This is a genomic window from Streptococcus sp. DD10, assembly GCF_001578805.1.
Lineage (GTDB): Bacteria > Bacillota > Bacilli > Lactobacillales > Streptococcaceae > Streptococcus.
The window spans coordinates 163,243-186,090 of record NZ_KQ969159.1 but is presented as its reverse complement, the minus strand read 5'-3'; the positions used below and the strand labels follow the sequence as shown (position 1 = coordinate 186,090).

The window sequence follows — 22,848 nt, the reverse complement described above, 5'->3', positions numbered from 1 at the left end:
CTGCAGCTGAGGAAATCGCGAAACTAATCCCAGAGGCGCGTGTGGTGAAGGGCTTTAACACGAACTTTGCAGCAACACTCGCGACGCAAAAGGTGGCAGGACAAGAAACAACAACGGTGCAACTCGCTTCTGATGATGTGGACGCTAAAGCTACCTTGGTAGCTTACCTCAAAGATGCTGGATTGAAGGTCATCGATGCAGGAAATCTCAAGCGTGCTCGTGAATTAGAAGCTATGGGCTTCTTGCAAATCACTCTAGCTGTTCGTGAAGAAATCAGCTGGATGGGTGGTTTTGCAGTCTTGAACTAAGGACAGAAGATAGAAAAATCCTGGCTCAGTTAACTGAGCTAGGTATTTTAGTCTTCATCAGGTGTGAGGATCATTGGGATAATGATGGGTTTACGTTCGGTATTTTTATATAAGAATGGCCGAATGGCATTGACAAAGCAGTTTATAAGTTGTATTCTTTATGTTTGGCTTATAGGAACTTGATCGATGAATATGACTATTTACGTGATGTGTTTGAATGTGTAGTTTTTCTTACTTTGATTATTTTGTCAAGACTTTGGTTTGAAAGGATAGATGGAGTTTACTAGGTTTTTTGCAAGTTCATTTTTTATTTTGTTACCCATTTGAAATATTGGAAACCTCGCAATTTAGCCTATTTTATGGTATAATGGCGAACAAGAGGTTTATGATGAAAAAATTTCGTTTGGCCCCAATTCATTTTATGATGGTAGGGATTCTAAGCTTTGGCTTTGTAGCAATAGCAGTCGGTTTTTTTAGAAGTCAGTTCCCACTATTAGTTGTACTTTCTGTGGTGCTTGTTTTTTGGGTTGCACTAGCGATTTATCAACAGCAAATCTATGAGCTAGATGATTTAGAGCAGATTCAGTATATAAACAATCAAGCAGAAGCTAGCTTGGCTTCTCTCTTAGATAAAATGCCTGTCGGTGTTGTTAAGGTGGATCAAGATGGTACGATTGAGTGGTTTAATCCTTATGCTGAATTGATTTTTACAAAGGAAGATGGAGATTTTGACAATGAAGTCATCCAAAAAATCTTAAAAACTCCTTTTGAAGATGGAGGAAAGTTAGCAACAGTTGCGGATAAACGGTATGCAGTCTATCTGGACCAATCGAGTAATGTCTTCTATTTTTTTGATGCATCAAATGAATACAATGCAACAATAGAACTGGCAACAACCCGTCCAGTTATCGGAGTTGTTTCAGTAGATAATTATGATGATTTGGAAAATCAGATTTCTGACTCAGATATAAGTAATATCAATAGTTTTATCGCCAATTTTGTAGCAGATTTTTCAAAAAATTACCAACTATTTTATCGTCGTACTGCACCAGATCGTTTTTATCTTTTTACGGATTATACAGTTTTAAGTCGATTGATGGCAGAGAAATTTTCTATTATTGAAACTTTCCGTATGGAAGCTAAAGAAAAGAATCTTTCTTTGACACTTAGTATGGGCTTTTCATATGGGGATGGACAACATGATGAAATAGGGAAAGTAGCTCTTTTAAATCTAAACCTAGCAGAAGTACGCGGTGGAGATCAGGTTGTTGTTAAGGAAAACGATGAAACGAAAGATCCTATTTATTTTGGTGGAGGGACAGCCTCGACTGTTAAGCGAACGCGAACACGGACCAGAGCTATGATGACGGCTTTATCTGATAAGATGAAGTCAGCAGATCAAGTATTTATTGTAGGACATAAACGTTTGGATATGGATGCCTTAGGGGCTTCTGTTGGTATGCAGCTCTTTGCACAAAATGTAATGGGAAAAGCTTATGTGGTATATGATCCTGATGATCTAGGAGCAGATATTACTCGGGCAATCAATGCATTAGACGAAGAAGGCAGTACGAATCTTTTAGTAGTTTCAGATGCTATGACTTTAGTGACAAAGCGTTCTCTTTTAGTTATGGTTGACCACTCAAAAACCGCTTTGACTTTGTCAAAAGAATTTTATGACTTATTTGATCAGACAATTGTAATTGACCACCATCGACGAGATGAAGATTTTCCAAAAACTGCTGTCATTACCTATATTGAAAGTGGTGCAAGTAGCGCGAGCGAACTTGTAACGGAGTTAATCCAATTCCAAAATTCAAAACAGAGTCGCCTAAGTAAGATACAGTCCAGTATTCTGATGGCGGGCATTATGTTGGATACTAAGAACTTTTCTTCTCGTGTAACTAGTCGGACATTTGATGTGGCTAGTTATCTTCGAACGAGAGGGAGTGATAGCGTCTTGATTCAAGAAATTTCTGCCACAGATTTTGATGAGTACCGTGCAATTAATGAGTTGATTTTAAAAGGTGAGCGGTTGTTACCACATGTGATTGTAGCAGTAGCGGATGAGTCTCAAACCTACAGTACAGTTGTTATCAGTAAAGCAGCTGACACTATGTTGACGATGTCCCATATTGAAGCAACCTTTGTTGTGGCTAAAAATACAGCTGGATTCATTTCGATATCGGCACGAAGTCGCAGTAAAGTCAACGTTCAACGCGTTATGGAAGAAATGGGCGGAGGTGGACATTTCAATTTAGCAGCTGCTCAGATTGAGAATGGCGATTTGACACAAGTTGGTCAACAATTACATCACAAAATTTTAAATGAATTGATTCGAAACAAGGAGGAATAGTAAATGAAAGTTATCTTTTTAGCAGATGTCAAAGGTAAAGGTAAAAAAGGGGAAATTAAAGAAGTTCCAACTGGTTATGCTCAAAATTTTTTATTAAAGAAAAATCTAGCTAAAGAAGCAACTGCAGCAGCTATTGGTGAGCTTCGTGGAAAGCAAAAATCAGAAGAAAAAGCCCATGCTGAGTTATTAGCGGAAGCCAATAAAATTAAGGCACAATTAGAAGATGAGTCAACTGTTGTTGAATTTACAGAAAAAGTAGGGCCGGATGGTCGAACTTTTGGTTCTATTACAAGTAAGAAAATAGCTGAAGAATTACAAAAACAGTTTGGAATTAAAATTGACAAACGGCATATTGAAGTTAAATCGCCTATCCGTGCAATTGGATTGATTGACGTACCTGTCAAGATTTATCAAGATGTCACAAGTGTTATCAATTTACGTGTTAAGGAAGGGTAAATTGACAATTTATTGATAAAGTTGTAAAGATGAAAGGAAGCATTAATGACAGAAGTTGATGAACTCCGTACCCAACCTCAAGATATTCTAGCTGAACAATCTGTTCTAGGTGCTGTTTTTATTGATGAAAGTAAGCTTCTTTTTGTACGTGAGCATATTGAACCGGCTGATTTTTTTAAGTATGCAAATCGCTTGATATTTCAGGCAATGATTGACTTGGTTGACAAGGGAGATGCAATTGATGCAACAACAGTTCGTAATATTTTAGATAGTCAAGGTGATTTACAAAATATTGGTGGTCTGTCTTATCTTGTCGAGATTGTCAACTCAGTTCCAACTTCAGCCAACGCAGAGTATTATGCCAAAATTGTTGCTGAAAAAGCGATGTTACGTCGCTTAATTTCAAAGTTGACAGAGTCTGTCAACCAGGCTTATGATGGCGCTACTCCAGCGGATGAAATTATTGCGACTGCAGAGAAGGCCTTAATAGATGTTAGTGAGAACGCTAATCGAAGTGGATTTAAAAATATTCGAGATATTTTAAATATCAACTTCAGTAATTTAGAAGAGCGGTCTTCCCAAACATCTGATGTTACAGGTATTTCTACAGGATACCGTGATTTAGATCATATGACAACAGGTTTACATGAGGAAGAGTTAATTATTCTTGCTGCTCGTCCTGCAGTCGGGAAAACGGCTTTTGCCTTAAACATAGCTCAGAATATCGGAACCAAGTTGGATAAAACAGTAGCTATCTTTTCTTTGGAAATGGGTGCGGAAAGTCTGGTTGATCGGATGCTTGCTGCAGAAGGTTTAGTTGAATCACATTCTATTCGTACAGGTCAGTTAACAGATGAAGAATGGCAAAAGTATACAATTGCTCAAGGAAATTTAGCGAATGCTAGCATCTATATTGATGATACGCCTGGGATTCGAATAACAGAGATTCGTTCTCGTTCTCGAAAACTAGCTCAGGAAACGGGAAATTTAGGACTTATTTTAATTGACTATTTACAGTTGATTACTGGTACAGGTCGTGAAAATCGCCAACAAGAAGTGTCTGAGATTTCTAGACAATTGAAGATTTTAGCTAAGGAGCTTAAAGTACCTGTTATTGCTCTCAGTCAGCTTTCACGTGGTGTGGAGCAGCGTCAGGATAAACGTCCCGTTTTATCTGATATCCGTGAATCGGGATCTATCGAACAGGATGCTGATATCGTAGCATTTCTTTATCGTGATGATTATTATGATCGCGCGGGAGAAGAAGATGCAGAAGCTATTCCAAACAACAAGGTTGAAGTCATTATCGAAAAAAACCGTAGTGGTGCCCGTGGAACAGTTGAGTTAATTTTTCAAAAAGAATACAATAAGTTTTCCAGTATATCAAAAAGAGAGGATTATAACTAATGAGTGATGCATTTACAGATGTTGCTAAAATGAAAAAGATTAAAGAAGAAATAAAAGCTCATGAAGGACAAATTGTTGAAATGACGCTTGAAAATGGGAGAAAACGTCAAAAAAATCGTTTGGGGCGTTTGATTGAAGTGTATCCTTCTTTATTCATTGTGGAGTATGGTAATGTAGAAGGTGAGGTACAAGGAAATGTCTTTGTTGAGTCCTATACCTATTCAGATATTTTAACTGAAAAGAATCTGATTCGTTATTTAGATTAAGAAAAGAAGTGGTTACCCACTTCTTTTCTTGTAAACTAAGTTTACATATTAGTAAAGTTTATTGTCTATTTCGTTTACAAGAATAAAGAATTTCTCTATATTTATAGTTTTTTCTTGTAAATATTTTAGTTCACATTGTAAAATAATCTGTAAACTTTATGCTTGAATCAGATTTCTTGACTTTTTAGATTAAATAAATTATTATAGTAAAGACATATAGGGAGTCTGTGTACAGTCTGAGAGGAAGTGTTAAACTTCGACCGCACCTGATCTGGGTAATGCCAGCGTAGGAAATGAGGAATCGGATAAAAAAGTGAAGCTAGGAGAACTAGGTTCATTTTCAGAAAGACAGTCTTTTCCATGTGGAAAGGGCTGTTTCTTTTTCTTAGAAAAGAAGACCAGATGAGAAAAGGAGGTTTTTATGAAAGCAAGTCTTGCCTTACAGGTTTTGCCCTTGTCACAAGGGATTGATCGCATCGCGGTGATTGATCAGGTGATTACTTATTTGCAGGCGCAATCGGTTTCGCTAGTGGTAACGCCCTTTGAAACGGTTTTGGAGGGCGAATTAGATGAGCTACTGATAATCCTGAAAGGAGCCCTGGAAGTGGCAGGACAAGAGGCGGACAATGTCTTTGCTAATGTTAAATTAAATGTAGGAGAAATATTAAGTACGGATGAAAAACTTAAGAAGTATCGTGCGGCAGCAGATTAGTTTGCTGGGGTTTGTGGGGATTTTGTTGTTGTGGCAAGTGGCAGGTTGGCTAAAACTCTTGCCCAAGTTTATCCTACCAACGCCGCTTGAGATTTTGCAGTCCTTTGTTCGCGACCGGGAATTTCTCTGGTATCATAGCTGGGCGACCCTGCGTGTGGCTTTGTTGGGTTTGGTTTTAGGAGTCTTCATCGCCTGTCTCATGGCTGTTTTGATGGATAGTTTGTCTTGGCTCAATGACCTCATCTATCCCATGATGGTGGTAGTGCAGACCATTCCGACTATCGCTCTTGCCCCGATTTTGGTGCTCTGGTTGGGTTATGGGATTTTGCCCAAGATTGTGCTGATCATCCTAACGGTGACCTTTCCGATTATCGTCAGCATTTTGGATGGTTTTCGGCATTGTGATAAGGATATGCTGACGCTCTTTGGTTTGATGCAGGCCAGTCCCTGGCAAATTCTCTGGCATTTTAAAATTCCAGTCAGCCTGCCTTACTTTTATGCAGGTTTACGGGTCAGTGTCTCTTATGCCTTTATCACAACTGTGGTATCTGAGTGGTTGGGAGGTTTTGAGGGGCTAGGGGTCTATATGATTCAGTCCAAGAAACTGTTTCAGTACGATACCATGTTTGCCATTATTATACTTGTATCGGTGATCAGCCTTTTGGGAATGAAGCTGGTTGCTCTGAGCGAAAACTATGTGATTAAATGGAAACGCAGTGCTTAGCGTTTTTCAAAAAGAAAAGAGGAAAAGAAAATGAAAAAGACTTGGAAAGTTTTTTTAACGCTTGTAACAGCTCTTGTAGCTGTCGTGCTCGTGGCTTGTGGTCAACAGACGGCTAGTCAGAATAGTCAGGAAGCAGCCTTAAAGAAAATTGATTTTATCCTAGACTGGACACCTAATACCAACCATACAGGACTTTATGTTGCCAAAGAAAAAGGTTATTTCAAGGAAGCGGGAGTGGATGTGGACCTGAAATTGCCACCAGAAGAAAGTTCTTCTGACTTGGTCATCAATGGCAAGGCACCCTTTGCAATCTATTTCCAGGACTACATGGCTAAAAAATTGGAAAAAGGAGCAGGGATCACTGCCGTTGCTGCTATTGTAGAACACAATACATCAGGAATCATCTCTCGTAAGTCGGACAATGTCACCAGTCCAAAGGACTTGGTCGGCAAGAAATACGGAACCTGGAATGATCCGACAGAACTAGCGATGCTCAAAACCTTGGTCGAATCCCAAGGTGGAGACTTTGAAAAGGTTGAAAAAGTACCCAACAACGACTCCAACTCGATCACACCGATTGCTAACGGAGTCTTTGATGCAGCCTGGATCTACTATGGTTGGGACGGAATTATGGCTAAGTCTCAGGGTGTAGACGCTAACTTTATGTACTTGAAAGACTATGTCAAGGAGTTTGACTACTACTCACCAGTCGTCATTGCCAATAATGACTACTTGAAAGACAATAAGGAAGAAGCTAGAAAAGTCATTCAAGCTATCAAAAAAGGCTACCAATATGCTATGGAGAACCCAGAAGAAGCTGCGGATATTCTCATCAAAAATGCGCCTGAACTCAAGGAAAAACGGGATTTTGTCATCGAATCTCAACAATACTTGTCAAAAGAATACGCAAGCGACAAGGACAAATGGGGACAATTTGACGCAGACCGTTGGAACGCTTTCTACAAGTGGGACAAGGACAACGGCATCCTCAAAGAAGACTTAACAGACAAGGGCTTCACCAACGAATTTGTGAAATAATGACAGAAATTAGACTAGAACAGGTCAGTTATGCCTACGGTGAGGAGCAAATCCTCAAAGCGATTAATTTGCAGGTGCAATCAGGAGAAGTGGTCTCTATCCTAGGCCCGAGCGGTGTGGGAAAGACTACTCTCTTTAACCTGATTGCAGGAATTTTAGACGTGCAGTCGGGACGCATTATCCTAGACGGGGAGGACAATCCCAAGGGGCGCGTGAGTTATATGTTGCAAAAAGATCTCCTCTTGGAGCACAAGACGGTGCTGGGCAATATCATCCTGCCCCTTTTGATCCAGAAGGTGAACAAGGTAGAAGCGATTGCACGCGCGGATGAGATCCTTGCAACCTTTCAACTGACTGCTATACGGGACAAATATCCACACGAGTTGAGTGGAGGGATGCGACAACGCGTGGCTTTGCTTCGAACCTATCTTTTCGGACACAAGCTCTTTCTCTTGGATGAGGCCTTTAGTGCTCTTGATGAGATGACCAAGATGGAACTTCATGCCTGGTATCTGGAGATTCACAAAAAGCTACATCTGACGACTTTGATCATCACGCATAGTATCGAGGAGGCCCTCAATCTTAGCGACCGTATCTACATCTTGAACAATCGCCCTGGGCAAATTGTTTCAGAAATTAAACTAGATTGGTCAGAAGGTGAAGACAAGGAAGTTCAAAAGATCGCCTACAAACGGCAGATTTTGGATGTGCTGGGGGTTGAATAGAAAATAAGGTTCCTCTTGAGTGAGGGAATTGAAAACTAGAAATGCGAAAAAAGAGCACAAACTGTTATCGAATGAAATACTTTAAAATCACCTACAACAACGAATGATACTGATCTGACTTCTTTATCAGAAAGTATTATTCGTTTTTTAGTGTTTTAAATTTAACTATCTTGCTTTTTCAGCAGTTTCTGTTTGAGTTCCTGTTTTTTAACGAAAGTTATATATAAAATATTTATATAAGTGCTTGACTTTCATTGTTGATAGGTATATAATTTATATATAAAAAAATAACATATAAAATTTTTATATATAAAAGGAGGGCTGAACATGTATTTTCCTACATCATCTGTCCTGATTGAGTTTCTCATCTTGGCGGTTCTAGATGGTGAGGATTCCTATGGGTATGAGATTAGTCAAACGATTAAGCTAATCGCTAATATCAAGGAATCAACTCTTTACCCCATTTTGAAAAAACTGGAGAAGAGTCGTTTTTTAACCACCTATTCTCAGGAATTTCAAGGACGAAAGCGCAAGTATTACTCGTTGACGGATTTAGGGAGAGAACAGTTGATTCGGTTGAAAGAGGATTGGCGGGTTTATACAGATACGATTGATGGCATTATAGAAGGAGGCATTCGCCATGACAAGAACTGAGTATTTGGCTCAGCTAGAGCGTTATTTGAAGAAGTTACCGAAGGAGGACTATGATGAGGTTATGGATTACTTTGTAGAACTCTTTGATGAGGCGGGAGATTTGGGTGAGCAGGAGTTGATGGAGGGACTGGGGCGTCCCAAGGAAGCGGCTCATGAGATTATGTCCAATCTTTTGGATAAGAAACTGAGCGATGAAACCGATAGCACCAGTAAACGCCATCTTATGCTCATTATCGGCTTATCTATTCTAGCTGCACCTGTAGGGGTTCCTTTGTTGCTTTTTCCTTTCATGGCAATGATAGGCATACTTGTCGGTGTGATTGTTGCAATCTTGGGAATTGGAGCTGTAACTCTAACAGCCTTTCTCTTTGGAGCTACAGTCGTCTGGGATAGTTTTACTCTTTTTACGGAGTCTCTACCTGCATTCCTATTGATTTTTGGAGGGGGCGTAATTGCTCTTGGGATTTCATGCCTGATGTTTTTGGCGATTTTCTATGTGGTTCGTTTTGGAGCTAGCCTTCTCATTCATGTTGGTAAATTCTTCGTTAATAAGTTGAAAAGAGGTGCTTAGGATGAAAAAATGGAGTAGAAGAATTCTTATTTTTGGCGTAACTGCTACCATATTGGGAACTTGTGCGATGATGACAGGAGTTGCTACTGGTGGAGTTAACTCACTACTCGCACTCTCTCATCATGCAGTGTACAAAGAGACTGAAATTGATGAAGTTATTGAAGAAAAAGTAGAGAAGTTAGATATCTCCATGGATCAGCATGAGGTATTGATTCGAGAATCGGAGGATGATAAGATTCATGTAACTTACTACAATCGTATGACTGGACAAACAGACTTTGACCAATCTGTCAAGGATGGAGTTTTAACATTATCAGACAGCAATGAAAAGAAGTCTCGTGATTTAGGAGCTGGTTTAAATGTCATTCTTATCGCTTATCAATATGTTACAGGGAGAAATTCTCAGGTGAGCATTGCCGTTCCAAAAGGAACGATTTTAAAAGATATCAAGGTTCGAATGCCAAACTTGCGCTATACGTTTGGGGTAGTTGGAGTAGCTACGGAACATGCGGATATTGAAACGGCTAGTTTTCATAATAGTATAACTCGTACGATAATAAACAGTGGAAGTATCAAAACCCAAGGAATCCTCTATATGGGAGATGGGGCAATATCCCAGTTGACGATAGAGTCTGAAGACTCTCTAACACTAGATGAAGTAGCCATCCGTAAACAAGTTTCGGTGAAGGCTAGCGAAACACTTTCTCTCTATCTAAAAGAAGGGGAGGAGGACAGAACCTCTTATCACTTGACGGCTCCTAATGGTGATATTGGTCTCTTGAACACTGTAGAAGACTACGGATATGACTATGACCATATTCAAGAAATGGGAGAAAAGTATGAATTTGGTAATCAAAATGCCAGCAATAAATTAATTGCAGAAACAGATTCTGGTATCGAAATTTATAAACCGTAATCAAAAAAAGCCTTAAAGCAGCTTCTTTTTTGAAGCTAATTTTAAGGCTTTTTGTTATTGTTATAAATTTTTCTTCTTTTTTGCCTTTTTAGTGAGGGCAACATCGCAGTTATCTATGCTCGTAATCAAGCGATCTGTCAACTGAAAATCATCTATTTGTGCTTGTAAATCAATTTCATAAGTTAGAGTCAACCGATCACCGCCATTGCTTGTATTGACAGAAATGAGATCAACTTCAGTACAAAGAGATTCTAGTATCTGTTGAACTCTGCTAGAGATAGACTCTTCCTTATCAACTGTGACGGTCAAGTGTCTCCGACGTTGGTTGTCTGTCCGACTTTGTTGAGTTTCTAAAAGGAGCCAGATAGCAAGTAGGAAGATGGTTGAAAGAATAGCGAGTAGAAGATAGCCGGTACCAGCGGCTAACCCGATAATCATAGCTAGAAAAATTGCGATTAATTCTCTGGATCCACTGGTTGCTGAACGAAAACGAATGAGGCTAAAAGTACCCGCTACTGCAATGGAGGTTCCTAAGCTACCATTTACAAGGAAGATGACAAGGGTCATCAAACTAGGAAGTAGGGTTAAGCTGATGACAAACTCTCGAGTATAAAGGGTTCGATATTTATAAGTCCAAGCCAGAGCCATTCCCAAACCTAAACTAACTAAGAGGGCAAAGAGTAGCTGAAGGGGATTTACGCTTGTTGTAGCATTATTAAAAATTGAGTTAAATAAACTAGACATAAAGATTACCTACACTTTCCTGATTGGGCCGGGGGGCATAGTCAAGTCCTTGAGATTTGTGATAGGCACAACTATATTTAGAGAACTTCTGTTCTACTAATCCATGTTTGTCTAAAATAGTTTGTAGCCACTGAGGTTTACGTCCGGCAGCTTTGATTTCCATAATAACACTATCATCTTCAAGGAGAGGTTTTCCTGTATTTCCATGAAAAAGACTGACCAGCTCATCACGATAGGTTAGATTTTGGTCAATCGTAACACGAACTTTACTACAAGGCAAGTCCAAGTTTGTCTTTCTTTCTTTCATAGAAAAGCGATCGTAGTAGATATACATACGTGGTTTCAATCCATTATCGTAGCGATGACGGAGTTGGCGGATTTCTTCTACTAGTTTCGTATCTGTGATTGTTTCATCTATTTTCCCTAATGTTAATAATTGTGTAATGGAGTGAGAGTTTGATACTAAACGGTATTTATGCCCAACGCCGTCTTCATCTTTCGATTTAATTTCAAGGAATACTTGACTGTCAGATTGTGGATTTTCTAAATAGGTTCGCATACGGATTTTTTCTCTGCGATTTTGCTTAGCAAGGGCATCTTGAATCACGTCAAAATCTTCTGTATCAAAGTAAACATTTGAAATAGTAGAAGTTGGATAATCATCCTCAACCAAGTAATTCTTTAAGTCTTTGATGACTTTAGGTAGATTTTCTTTTGCGATGATATACTTAGTTTCAATTCGTTTAAATGAAGTTTCAAATTGTTGCGTCATGTTCTTTTCCTTTTCTAATAGGCAGGATTTAACTCAATCATTCTTCAATTGGAAGAGAGTTGCTTATGCTGACTATCGTGTTATTTTTAAATAAAAATAGTTGCTTTTAGAAAACAATAGTGAGACGTTCTCCCACTTGCTTTTTAGTTTATCCTACATTTCTTAACGTTAGGTTAAGAAAATCTTAATGAAACCTAAATTTCAGATTTCTTTTAGGAAAGTTTCAGAAATGTTTTAGTTAAGACTGGTAAACTAATTTCATCAAACAGGTAAAGGAATACAATCTATGAAATCAAAAAAATGGACTTTTTTATTAACCAGTGTAGCGGCATTAACGCTTATGACAGCTTGTTCACAGGCAGCTAGTCAATCCGGAACAAGTTCTACTTCAACGGAGACAACTGCTACAACAACCTCAAATACTACTAAGAACACCACTTACTTCACCGATAAGGACTACGATACTTCTTATGATGAAAGTACTGCTTCTACTGTGAAATTGTCTGGTTCGAGTGCAACTGTATCAGGAGATGGCGTAGCTGTCTCAGGCTCAACTGTGACTATTTCGAAAGCAGGAACGTATGTTATCTCGGGAACTTCTGATGGCGTACAGCTGAAGATTGAAGCTGGCGACTCAGATGAGGTTCATATCATCTTGGATGGAGTGACTATGACCAATACAGAAGCTCCAATCTCTGCAACCAAGGCAGGTCACGTTTACTTGACTTTGAAAGATGGTACGACCAATACTCTTTCTGATGCAAGTTCTAGCACAGATGCAGATGCGGATGCAGTAATTTTCTCCAAGGGGGATCTGACCATCAACGGTAAGGGTACTCTGAACATGACTGCCAACAAAAACAACGGAATCAAGGCCAATGATACCCTTCATATCACAGGCGGAACTTACAATATCACGGCTGTTGGGGATGCCTTTAATGTCAATGATGCCCTTAACATCACTGGAACGACTATGACCATTGATGCCAAGGAAGATGCCGTTAAGGTGGATAATGATGACGATACTTCTGTCGGAACCATGTACCTTTCAGACAATACTATGACGATCACAGCAGGTGATGACGGCATTCACGCATCAGGCGACCTTGTCATTGACAGTGGAACTTACACAGTGACCAATTCTACTGAGGGTCTTGAAGGCAAATCCATCACCATTAACGGTGGCGACATCAAGATCTACTCTACGGATGATGGGGTTAATGCGGCTAATGCCAATGCTAACCAAAGTGAAATCTTCTTCACCATGAATGGTGGAACTCTAACCGTTGAAGTTGGCCAAGGGGATACGGACCCAATCGACTCTAACGGGAATATCACGGTAACGGGAGGAACCATCAATCTGACAGGCCCATCTGGATTTGACTTTGATGGAACAGCTACCTATACAGGTGGCGACATCACCATTAATGGCGAAAAACAAACCGAAATCGTCAACTCCATGCCTGGAGGCGGTGGTGGTTGGGGTGGCCCTCAAGGCGGTGGTGGTCGTCCATAAAAGTTCCAACCCTGTAAATGTAGATAAAAAAACAAAATCAACCATCGTTTTCATAAAAAATAGAGCATTTCCATCCTTGGAAATGCTCTATTTTTTATGAAAGTTGGGATGTTGCTTTCTAACTGAATAGCAACTTCAGTCAAAATCAGTTTGTTTTTTTATTCCCTTCGCAAAAACTGGTCCAAATAGTACTGGAAGTAGGTTTTCTTACCTGTAATCATGACTACACGGCCTTCCAGTCCATAGCGGAGCTGGTCGGCTTCTTTCTCTGTTAGCTGGGTTTCGGCTTCCAGTTTAAAGAAGTTGCCCCGTTCGCTCTTGGTTGCTGTGCTATCCAGTTGGCTAATAGTGGAGGTCAGATTGATTTGTTTGTTGGTGTCATTGACCGTGGTAAAGCGAATGCGATCACCCACCTTGAGCTGAGCGATGTCCTTGGAGGAGATGTAGGCAGTGATTTTGACCTTTTTTTCCGTGGTGAGGAGGGGATAGAGCTGGGCGAGGAGGGTTCCTTCAGGGACGAGGCTGGAGTGGCTGGTCTCAGGATTGAGGTGGAGCACACCGTCTTCGCTAGCTGTGATAAAGCCTTTCTGCACCAGACCACCTTGGACTTGCTTGCCTGCCTCAGCGTCAAGGATTTTCTGGTCTAGGCTGGTCAATTCCTGTGCGACACGGGTCAGTTGCTGGGCTTTGAGGGACTCCAGCTGACTAGAGAGACTCCCCGAGTAAGCCTGTTGGGCGCCAGTTCCTGCATATTGGACACGGTAGCCTGATAGGGTGCCTTCTAGCTGGGCGATTTGGGCATCGACTTGTGCTATGGTCTGGCTTTTGAGTGCCCCTGTGTTGTCTGCCTCTGCCTGCGCTTGATAGGTTTGGTAGAGGGAGTAGCCGACGTTTGCGCTGTCAAGCGTTGTCCCGTTTTGGATGGCAGACTTGGCAGTTTGGTAGTCAGCGATTTTGGCTTGGGTTTCTGCTATGAGATTGCCCAGCTCCGCCTGCGAATTAGCAGCCGCTGCATTTTGCGAGGCGATGGTGGCGTTCTGCTGGTCGGTGTTGGCACGGAGTGTCCCTGCTTGGCTCAGATAGTCTTGGAAAGCCTGCTGGTAGCCAAAGTTATCCGCCGCTGGGAAGCTATCGCTCCCCGTCTCAAGACTCGCCTGCAAATACTCCAACTGCTGTTTCTGGTCTCTGAGCATGTCCAGCTGGCTGGCATAGGTCGCCTCCTGCACGGTCTCCGCCCCACCCTGATACTGGATAAGGAGGTCGCCTTGCTTGACCGTCTTATTTTCCGCTAGATTATTGGTGACGATGGCATTATTACTGGTGGACTGGATATTGGCAATGATACGGTTGGGTTCAATGGTCGCTCCAGCCGTCACCGTGATTTCCTTGGTCGCGAAGAGGGCAAAGAGTAGGACAAAGACCAAGAGCACCGCTGTCGGGATGATGACACGGCTAGAAAAGTTATGGTAGCGACGGTTGTAAAACTCGGCACTTTCTAAAAATTCGTGATTCATGTCCGCTCCTTTCTAACTATTGACCAAGTGGGCGTAGAAACCGCCCTGAGCCAGCAGGTCACGGTGAGTGCCCTGTTCAACGATGCGCCCTTGATCCAGCACGACCACGTGCTCAGTCCGCTCTGCTATGGTCAAGCGGTGGGCGATGAAGATGAGAGTTTTGTCCAGCGCCATGAGATTGTCCACGATTTTCTTTTCGGTGAGAATGTCGAGACTGCTGGTTGCTTCATCTAGGATGAGGACAGGCGCATTCGTCAGCAAAGCCCGTGCCAGGGCAATCCGCTGGCGCTGTCCGCCTGAGATACCAGCTCCGTCCGTGGTCAGCTCGGTCTGGTAGTTGAGAGGCATTTTCTCGATGTCCGCTCGGATCTCAGCCAGCTCTACCGCACGCAGAACATCCTCCTGCGTCGTGCCCTCTCTCGCTCCCAAGAGCAGGTTGTCCATGATAGTCCCGTTAAAGACGTAGGGCTGCTGGGGCAGGTAGTTGATGTAGCGGCGCAGGGAATGCTTGTCAATCTGGTTGAGATTGACACCGCCCAGGCTAATCTCCCCCTGACTGGGGTCGTAAAAGTTGACCATCATCTTAGCCAGAGTCGTCTTACCAGACCCTGAAATACCGACAAAAGCCACCTTAGAGCCTTCCTTGATGGTCAGGTTGATGTCAGTTAGGACATTTCGCCCGTAGCCGTACTGGTAGCTGACATGGGAGAAGGTCATATCCCCACGCATCAGGCTCATATCTTGCACGGTTTTCTTTTCCGCAAACTCGGACTCGACCAGATAGACCTCGTTGAGGCGGTTATTGGCCACCTGAGCTGTCTGGAGCTTGGTTTGGAGATTGATGATATTTTCCAGCGGATTGGTGAAGTACACCAGCAGGGTGTTGTAGGTGATGAGCTGTCCTAGGGTCATCTGGTTATCCATGACCAAAGTCGCTCCCATCCAGAGGATGGCAACGTTGAGGAGGAGCTGGGTGACCTTTTTCAGCGCCTTCTGCTGGCTCTCTGCTCGACTGTAAGTAAAGGATTTCTTGAGATAGGCGACAAACTCCTTGTCAATCTTCTGATAGCGCAAGCTTTCACTGGTCAGGGACTTGATGGTCTCAATCCCGTTGATGTCCTCGATGATAGAGGAAGACAGAGTGGCATTGGCTTCCATGGTGTCCCGATTCATCCGCTCAAAGGGTTTCATAAAGGCAAAGATGATGACCGTGTAGATGGGCAGTGCCAAAAGACTAATAAAAAAGAGGTTGATGTTTTGCGAGAAGAGCACCATGGAGATGATGAGCACTGTCGAAACATCCAAAAATATAGACAAGATAGTACTTGCAAGAGCATCGATGATACTGTTAGCATCTGTAAAACGAGAGATAATCTCCCCCGTGCGCCGTGTCGCAAAGAAGGACATGGGCAGGTGAAAAACGTGCTTGATGTAGGAGAGGATGACATCGATAGACAGCCGTTGCCCCAAGATCAAAAGCAGGTACTCTTGGGCATAGCCTAGCACCTGTTGCAGGATATAGACCAGCACCAATCCTATAGAGATGATACCCAGCGTACTCCTCATCTGGTCAGGCACGTAGGTGTCGATGATGGACTGGAGATAGTAAGAACCGATGATATTGATGATAGTGACCAAGAGCGTCGCTAAGATGATATTGGCAATCAATCCCTTTTGCTTGGTCAGGATAGGGAGAAAGGAGAAAAGCCCATTTTTAGCGTCCTTATGGGGCTTGTACTCAGGTGTCGGAGCGAGAAAGATGGTCACACCCGTCCACTCAGACTCGAAGCGTTCCCGAGGTATCTTGGTCATCTTGACTGTCGGGTCTGGGTCAGCGATATGGATAGAGCGCTTATCCTGCCCCGTCACCACATAGTAGTGCATGAGCTTGCCTTCCTTGAGGACGTGGGCGATGAAAGGATAGGAGATATCTTCCATGTCAAAGAGAGACATATCTGCTCGGATAGCCCGTGTCTCAAAGCCGAGCTCCTCTGCCACTCGCACCAGCCCAAAGGCAGTCGTCCCCTCCATGGTGGTTTTGGCCAACTCACGCAGATGAGCCAGCGAGTAGTAGGAGCCATAGACACCAAAGACCATGGCGAGAGACGCGACACCACAGTCCATCTGATCCACCTGAGGACGGTAGTGTCGTCGGTGAAATTTCATAAAATTCTCCTCTCAAAAAAGTGTTTTCTCTATTCTACGTTCTCGGACAACTTTTGTCAATGATTTTCAGAAAATTTTGGCTATTTTCAAAAATCATGAGAACGCTTTTAAACTATTATACCCGAATCTAGCTGAAAAAGAGCAGGAGTGCCTAGAATGACCAAATCTGTACCTGAGTGACATGTTTGGTGGTAGTAAAAAGGCAATTCTTGGCGAATTACCTTTTGCATTATCTGAAATTGTTTATTCATCTTTCAAATAATTCATATTTGGCATAGGAGGTTCTACGTATTTCCAACCGCCAAATAGAGAACCTAGTATGACTGTCAGAAAATAAATAATGAGATATTTCTTTTTTCGCATAATTTATCTCCATTGCTATTGTGTATATGTTCGGTAGAATTGAGAACTCAGTGTTTTAATTCGTACTGAATATAACCTCCCCAAAGTCCACCGACTAAAGCACAGCCAGCTACTGCCCATGCACCTGCTGGCAGGCAGGTCGCTCCAACTTGAATGGCACCAGATGCTGCTGCCTTTAGAATATCTTGCGCACTTGGATTATAGTGACCATAATTATTACCGCCGTGAATTTCCATCAGCTCTTCAGCTGTCAGCACTTGAAATTGTTTGTCTACGTTAGCCATGATATTTCCTACTTTTGAGTCAGCAAGTGTGGTATGGCGACCACGAGTAAAGGTCGATACGTTTCACCGTCACGGTGGATGAGAGTGTGTCATAGGTCTACCTCGTCTTTCATAGGTGACAATGTTTCTTGCTAGTCAGCAAGTTCTGATTTATAGGAAGCACTTTCCTTTTCTTTATGTTTTTATTCTATCCTAAAATTTTTAAAAAAGATCAAGAGTGCCTACAACGACCAAATCTGTACCTGAGTGAACAAAAATACCAGAGAAAGTCTCTCTGATATTAGTATTTTAAAAATAATGAGGATGGACAAACAATGCCCAACGGTTGACAAATAGTAGTAATGATAACTGTATAAATCAATGGTCAGTTGGTGTGTTGTATTGTATGTCTTTTTCACTTTAAAGCTGACCGAATCAACTATGTGAGAATGGGGAAAGAACATTTTATTGGTCGGAATTTTTACCCCTACCATACAATATTTTTAAGTATCTGTTTTTTTATTTTTCTGGTTTAAAAAAATTTCAAATAATACTTCAAAAACGAATATTAAAGATAGAATAAGAAAAATTTTTTTAGAATACAAACCATATAGTAGTAAAAAAATTAAGACTCTAGAAATAGCAGAAAAAATATTTGAGTGTTGTTCACACATAGTTTGAATACATACTGAGACGAAGAGTAATAATAGAATACATGCTAGATAAATCATTTATCCAATTGCTGTGTAAGCTAAGTAACCACATATAGCGGCTCCACCTACACCTCCGATAGCAGCTCCCCAAGGTCCAAATTTTCCGCCTAATTTAATTCCTCCTGCGGCACAACTCATTGCAGCAACTACGGCTGCACCAGCGTTATTACCACCATATATGTCACGAAGGTTATTTTCATTTAATGTTTCAAAGTGTTCAAAAGTCATAATCAGAATCCTCCTGTTGCTGCAGTCACTCCTGCCCAGAGTGCTCCTCCGAATTTAGCACCGATGTATCCACAGGCTGGTGCCCATGCTGCACCTACACCTGTTGCAGCACATACTGCAACTCCTAGTCCCCACCCAGAGACTAATGCACTTCCGCCCTCTAATACATTCATCTGCCAATTATTTTTACCACCATTCACATCCATCAGCTCCTCTGCTGTTAGCGTCTGAAATTGTTGTTCTACGCTTGTCATAAGCGTTCCTTCTTTTTCTTTCTAGCAGGTTGGTTGAGTTACCTACACCTCATTGCTTTGTATCTCTATCAGTTAGTCAATATCTGGCAATCGCTTTCATTTTAGTCCACCTTTAAGAGATGTTTTATGAACGTTCATCTTTATGGTTCTATTATATCCTAAAATTTTCAAAAAAGATCAAGAGTGCCCACAAAGACCAAATCTGTGCCTGAGTGAACAAAAACGGAGCTAGGTAAACTAACCCCGTTTGTAGCTAAGCAACTCACTTATCAGACAGTTTGACATACTGAATTCCCCATAGACACAAAGTACAGATGATGAGGAATAGCAATCCGCAGAATAATCCAATAATCTTTTGATAAATTTCTAGGGCAGTTATCATTCTAAAAAATCCAATCACACTAAGTAAAAAAGTAACCGTGTAGTAAATTATTTATAATGATAATACTAACTGCCAGCAGTACAAGGAAAAATATCAAGATAGGAGGTTTTCTAGCAATATTTTGCGTTAGGATAAAAAGCAGTAAGCACGCCCCTATCACTTGTACGATAGTAAAACGAAGCCATTGAAAATATTTATACTTCATTTTATTCTCCTGTCATTGATAATTTAGCAGGTTAATAAAGCACCAGCTCCAATACCAAGTACGCACATACCTGTACGTCCCCAGTCGAAGCCTCCACCGCTAACATCCATCAGCTCTTCAGCTGTCAGCACTTGAAATTGTTTGTCTACGTTAGCCATGATATTTCCTACTTTTGAGTCAGCAAGTTCCGATTTGTAGGAAATGCTTTCCTTTTCTTTATGGTTTTATTCTATCCTAAAATTTTTAAAAAAGATCAAGAGTGCCTACAACGACCAAATCTGTACCTGAGTGAACAAAAATACCAGAGAAAGTATCTCTGATATTAGTATTTTTTCTTAAACACTATCCCTGCTGTACTAAGACTGAGGAGTCCGATTAGTGTAGTAACAAAACTACTACTATCCCCTGTGTTTGGCAGAGTTTTGTTGGTGTTTTTTGCACTTGTCTGAGTAGGAGTTGCGTTTTGCTTTGTTACAGTTAGAGTTTGTACCGCAGTGACATTTTCAGTCTTTTCAGCTTTGACAGGCTTTGTCTTAACCTCTGTCAGGACTGGCCTAGTCGGCACCTCAGTTGTAGTGGTAGGAGCTTCTATCTCACTGGTTTTGGGAACGTAGTCTTTCTTATAGAGATTTTTGTAAAGCTCCTCAGCAGTTGTATCACCACCGACCCAGCCAGCTTGGAGCTTGCCATCGACCAGATAGAGCGTCGTTGGCGTACCTGGGATGCCGACAGTTTTGAAGAGAAAGTCTTTCGCTTTTTGGTCAAAATCCTCACTATCAATATTGTAGTAATTGAGCTTGCTGTCAATCAAGTTGTTCAACTCTTTCAGCGTCGGTGAAAAGAGGCGACAGTGGATACAGGTCGGGCGACCAACGTAGAGGGTCGTTTCTCCCTTAGCATCCTCGGAAAACATGTTATAGACCGTTTGGATATCAACCTGTTGTAAGTCTGCCACGTTTTTCTCGTAGTCCTCGATAGTAATATCTTGATGTTCTTCCTCTGCTGGCTGAGGAGCAGGAGTTTCAACATTTGTGTCAGTTTCGGTGGTCGTTGATTCAGTCGGTTCAGTCTGCACGGTCTCGGGGCTGTTTACTGTTTCATCTGCCAAAGCAGTTCCTGTTGAAAAAGCGAGGAGACTGGCAGTGCTGAGTAGGTAGAGATATTTTTTCATAGGGGACTCCTTGAAATCAAGAAATTTCTCTTTTATTTTTGATAATGTAGTAAGAAAGATAAGAGAAGAAAGCAAATACAACTAGGCGACCACTAACCATCAGGAGACTATTATTGGTGAAACCATCTAGGAAGAAACTATTTTTACCAGATAGTTTTAGTAAAATATTGGCTGTATCTGAAGTTGTCATATCTAAGAATGTAAGAATTTTATTCCCGATACCGCCTGTAACTACATTCATCAAAAGAGAAGGGAGGAAAAATAGTAGTACGGTGCTGGCAAAACTGGATAGTGGATTTTTGGTTAGACTGGAGATGAGTTCAATCAGCCCAATTATAAATAGCAATCCAATATATTGTAGGATAATCAAACGAATTAAAACATCTAATAATGTTAACTCGTATGGGAATTGAAGGATGTTTGTAAAGTTATTTATCCAAAACAGATTCATCTGAACACTCGTATCCCAGCCACTGAAGCCATAATATCCTGCAAAAACAGCTAAGATAGCAGAAGCAACTACAAGATAGATGATTGAGCTGACAATAAAGACTGCTAGTAATTTTGCAAGAGTGAGTCGTGTCCGTCCATTTTTAGTTGTCATCAGAAGTTGATTCATTTTATTTGCAACATCACCAGAGAAGACAGAACCACAGAGGAAAATGATGAGTAAAATAACTACAATAAAAGAATTGCTCAACATTTCAAAAAGATGAAACCAAGGAGCGAAGTTCCCTAATTTTAGTCGGTGGAAAGGAAAAGCAGAGTGCAGTTCTCCTTGACTTTTTAGCTTGATATTATCAAACTGTAACACTTCGTCGGATTGGAATGTCTTTTGGAGAATATCGTCACTATTCGGTACAAAGATGGAGATAGCTTCCCAAGAAAATGCGTCATAAATCCCTTTTTGCTTAAAATCAGAGATGTTTTTTGCATAGTTATTAGTAATACGACTAATCAGGTCATCTGTCAAGTAACCCGTATACTCTTCAGCTGTATCTCGGTTAATACGAACTGCTTCTTGACCACGGACTGAAGCATTGGAGTATCCAGCGATATCATTCTTAAAGAAAGATGGCTGAGATAGTCCGATAATGGCTAAAATAGCTATGATGATAGCAATGAGACTTGATTTTTTCTTGAGGATTTTTTTCAGTTCAAAGTTTACTAGAGACATCATGATGGCAACTCCTCTCTGAAGTAATACAGATACAAATCTTCTAAGTTGGGTTCGACTCTTTTAGCGGATTCTGTGGGGGATTCAGGGCTAATGATGCGCAGCGTGCGGTAGCCAGACTCTATTTTCTCGTTGACGACACTATAGTTGTGGTAGTAAGTGTGGACTAGTCTTTCATTTACATCAATCTCCCATACTTGATTTTTTATTATGGACAGTAATTCTTGACTGGAGCCGTGTTGGATGAAGTTTCCATCTTTGAGTATGAGAATTTCTTTTGCGATAGCTTCAACATCAGATACGATATGAGTGGAAAGGAGAACGATTTTGTCAGTAGAAAGATCACTGATAATGTTTCGAAATTTGATACGCTCCTTTGGGTCCAATCCTACAGTTGGCTCGTCTAGTACAAGAATTTTAGGGTCGTTGAGTAGGGTTTGAGCGATTCCAAGACGTCGCTTCATCCCACCAGAGTAGGAAGAAATTGGTTTTTTAGCAACATTATCAAGGTTTACAAGACGAAGAAAGATATCACACTCTTTTTTGGCTATTTTAGATTTCATTCCTTTTAAAGAGGCCATGTAGAGAAGAAAATCTTGTCCAGAAAAACTAGGGTAGTAGCTAAAATCTTGTGGTAAAAATCCGATGTACTGATTAAACTTGTTTGGTTTTAATGTTCCATCTAGCAAAATGTCACCTGAACTCGGTTTTAGTAAGTCACAGATGATGTTCATTAAGGTAGTCTTACCGGTACCGTTAGCACCTAGTAACCCGTAAACTCCGGGGGTGAAGGTGTAAGAAATATCTTTAAGAACAGTTTTATCTCCGTAAGATTTACTGATGTTTGAAAGTGTGAGTTTCATGAGAGTTCTCCTTTCTTTTTTCAACCTATTACAAAGTAAACGTTTTCTTAAAACCATAACATTCCCTGTAAACATAGATAGCGAGATGGTTGTAGACCTCCCGCTATCATGAAAAGTGTATTGATTAAGCTGGACTTACAAAGCACACAACGTTATATTTTTTGTTATCTAGGCGTTATACACTCCACAAATAACCCCATGAACTCTTGCATAGGTATCAGCATTTTGTTGAGCGGTATTTCTGAAGAGATGCCAAGCGCTAGTGTGTCCATCTGAGCAACCCCAGGTATATCCCCAACCACCAGAAACAGTAGCAAGCTCTTCGTTAGTTAATACTGTGAAATCTTTTACGTTAGCCATGATATTTCCTCCTTTTGATACTCA

General features: G+C 41.1%; 24 protein-coding genes and 1 pseudogene. 13 read left to right on the top strand and 12 right to left on the bottom strand.

Annotation, left to right across the window (positions count from 1 at the left end; translation table 11 throughout):
- The 12 genes and pseudogenes from STRDD10_RS05160 to STRDD10_RS05105 all read left to right on the top strand — a co-directional run.
- Positions 1-308 (top strand): annotated as a pseudogene (locus STRDD10_RS05160) (diguanylate cyclase); the annotation flags it as partial.
- 388 nt (positions 309-696) lie between these two features.
- Complete coding sequence (locus STRDD10_RS05155; RefSeq protein ID WP_082782050.1) at positions 697-2,664, top strand: DHH family phosphoesterase; 1,968 nt, start codon at positions 697-699, stop codon at positions 2,662-2,664.
- A gap of 3 nt (positions 2,665-2,667) precedes the next feature.
- Positions 2,668-3,120: a 50S ribosomal protein L9 gene (gene rplI / locus STRDD10_RS05150; RefSeq protein WP_067193680.1), complete on the top strand. Its 453-nt coding sequence runs from the start codon at positions 2,668-2,670 to the stop codon at positions 3,118-3,120.
- 45 nt (positions 3,121-3,165) lie between these two features.
- On the top strand, positions 3,166-4,527 hold the full coding sequence (dnaB, locus tag STRDD10_RS05145; RefSeq protein ID WP_067193678.1) for a replicative DNA helicase: 1,362 nt from the start codon (positions 3,166-3,168) through the stop codon (positions 4,525-4,527).
- The gene (locus STRDD10_RS05140) at positions 4,527-4,793 is read left to right on the top strand and encodes a Veg family protein (protein WP_067193677.1); all 267 of its coding nucleotides are present in this window, start codon (positions 4,527-4,529) and stop codon (positions 4,791-4,793) included. The genes dnaB and STRDD10_RS05140 overlap by 1 nt, the downstream gene beginning before the upstream one ends.
- Positions 4,794-5,214: 421 nt before the next feature.
- Positions 5,215-5,505, top strand: a complete 291-nt coding sequence (locus STRDD10_RS05135; RefSeq protein ID WP_067193676.1) for a thiamine-binding protein — start codon at positions 5,215-5,217, stop codon at positions 5,503-5,505.
- Positions 5,468-6,229, top strand: a complete 762-nt coding sequence (locus STRDD10_RS05130; RefSeq protein WP_082782049.1) for an ABC transporter permease — start codon at positions 5,468-5,470, stop codon at positions 6,227-6,229. Before STRDD10_RS05135 ends, STRDD10_RS05130 begins: the two co-directional genes overlap by 38 nt.
- A gap of 30 nt (positions 6,230-6,259) precedes the next feature.
- Complete coding sequence (locus tag STRDD10_RS05125; protein WP_067193674.1) at positions 6,260-7,267, top strand: ABC transporter substrate-binding protein; 1,008 nt, start codon at positions 6,260-6,262, stop codon at positions 7,265-7,267.
- On the top strand, positions 7,267-7,992 hold the full coding sequence (locus STRDD10_RS05120) for an ABC transporter ATP-binding protein (protein WP_067193673.1): 726 nt from the start codon (positions 7,267-7,269) through the stop codon (positions 7,990-7,992). Before STRDD10_RS05125 ends, STRDD10_RS05120 begins: the two co-directional genes overlap by 1 nt.
- Positions 7,993-8,319: 327 nt before the next feature.
- A complete protein-coding gene (locus STRDD10_RS05115) occupies positions 8,320-8,646 on the top strand; it encodes a PadR family transcriptional regulator (RefSeq protein WP_067193671.1) in 327 nt (108 codons plus the stop codon).
- Positions 8,633-9,217, top strand: a complete 585-nt coding sequence (locus STRDD10_RS05110; protein ID WP_067193669.1) for a DUF1700 domain-containing protein — start codon at positions 8,633-8,635, stop codon at positions 9,215-9,217. Before STRDD10_RS05115 ends, STRDD10_RS05110 begins: the two co-directional genes overlap by 14 nt.
- Position 9,218: 1 nt before the next feature.
- Positions 9,219-10,133, top strand: coding sequence for a DUF4097 family beta strand repeat-containing protein (locus tag STRDD10_RS05105; RefSeq protein ID WP_067193667.1), 915 nt, complete (start codon positions 9,219-9,221; stop codon positions 10,131-10,133).
- Between the two features lie 60 nt (positions 10,134-10,193).
- On the opposite strand, the gene STRDD10_RS05100 is transcribed toward STRDD10_RS05105, so the two are convergent.
- Both STRDD10_RS05100 and STRDD10_RS05095 read right to left on the bottom strand, forming a co-directional pair.
- Positions 10,194-10,877, bottom strand: coding sequence for a DUF4956 domain-containing protein (locus STRDD10_RS05100; RefSeq protein ID WP_067193664.1), 684 nt, complete (start codon positions 10,875-10,877; stop codon positions 10,194-10,196).
- Entirely contained in the window at positions 10,870-11,649 is a 780-nt protein-coding gene (locus STRDD10_RS05095; RefSeq protein ID WP_067193663.1) for a polyphosphate polymerase domain-containing protein, read from the bottom strand. Before STRDD10_RS05095 ends, STRDD10_RS05100 begins: the two co-directional genes overlap by 8 nt.
- A gap of 286 nt (positions 11,650-11,935) precedes the next feature.
- On the opposite strand from STRDD10_RS05095, the gene STRDD10_RS05090 reads away from it, so the two are divergent.
- Positions 11,936-13,165, top strand: a complete 1,230-nt coding sequence (locus STRDD10_RS05090) for a carbohydrate-binding domain-containing protein (RefSeq protein ID WP_067193661.1) — start codon at positions 11,936-11,938, stop codon at positions 13,163-13,165.
- A 158-nt stretch (positions 13,166-13,323) separates the two neighbouring features.
- On the opposite strand, the gene STRDD10_RS05085 is transcribed toward STRDD10_RS05090, so the two are convergent.
- From STRDD10_RS05085 to STRDD10_RS05040, 10 genes are all read right to left on the bottom strand, one after another.
- Positions 13,324-14,679: a bacteriocin secretion accessory protein gene (locus STRDD10_RS05085; RefSeq protein ID WP_067193659.1), complete on the bottom strand. Its 1,356-nt coding sequence runs from the start codon at positions 14,677-14,679 to the stop codon at positions 13,324-13,326.
- Between the two features lie 12 nt (positions 14,680-14,691).
- Entirely contained in the window at positions 14,692-16,845 is a 2,154-nt protein-coding gene (comA, locus tag STRDD10_RS05080; protein WP_067193658.1) for a peptide cleavage/export ABC transporter ComA, read from the bottom strand.
- 410 nt (positions 16,846-17,255) lie between these two features.
- Positions 17,256-17,492 (bottom strand): Blp family class II bacteriocin, encoded by a 237-nt coding sequence (locus STRDD10_RS05075; RefSeq protein WP_067193656.1) that lies wholly within the window; start codon positions 17,490-17,492, stop codon positions 17,256-17,258.
- Between the two features lie 710 nt (positions 17,493-18,202).
- Positions 18,203-18,412: a Blp family class II bacteriocin gene (locus tag STRDD10_RS05070; RefSeq protein WP_067193655.1), complete on the bottom strand. Its 210-nt coding sequence runs from the start codon at positions 18,410-18,412 to the stop codon at positions 18,203-18,205.
- Positions 18,413-18,414: 2 nt separating this feature from the next.
- Positions 18,415-18,666 (bottom strand): bacteriocin, encoded by a 252-nt coding sequence (locus tag STRDD10_RS05065; RefSeq protein ID WP_067193653.1) that lies wholly within the window; start codon positions 18,664-18,666, stop codon positions 18,415-18,417.
- Positions 18,667-19,276: 610 nt separating this feature from the next.
- Positions 19,277-19,411 (bottom strand): class IIb bacteriocin, lactobin A/cerein 7B family, encoded by a 135-nt coding sequence (locus STRDD10_RS10475; RefSeq protein WP_082782048.1) that lies wholly within the window; start codon positions 19,409-19,411, stop codon positions 19,277-19,279.
- A gap of 164 nt (positions 19,412-19,575) precedes the next feature.
- On the bottom strand, positions 19,576-20,424 hold the full coding sequence (locus STRDD10_RS05055) for a DUF6568 family protein (protein WP_067193649.1): 849 nt from the start codon (positions 20,422-20,424) through the stop codon (positions 19,576-19,578).
- 16 nt (positions 20,425-20,440) lie between these two features.
- Entirely contained in the window at positions 20,441-21,604 is a 1,164-nt protein-coding gene (locus tag STRDD10_RS05050; protein WP_067193647.1) for an ABC transporter permease subunit, read from the bottom strand.
- The gene (locus STRDD10_RS05045; protein ID WP_067193646.1) at positions 21,601-22,464 is read right to left on the bottom strand and encodes an ABC transporter ATP-binding protein; all 864 of its coding nucleotides are present in this window, start codon (positions 22,462-22,464) and stop codon (positions 21,601-21,603) included. Before STRDD10_RS05045 ends, STRDD10_RS05050 begins: the two co-directional genes overlap by 4 nt.
- Before the next feature lie 168 nt (positions 22,465-22,632).
- Entirely contained in the window at positions 22,633-22,824 is a 192-nt protein-coding gene (locus STRDD10_RS05040; protein WP_067193644.1) for a bacteriocin, read from the bottom strand.
- Between the last annotated feature and the right edge of the window lie 24 nt (positions 22,825-22,848).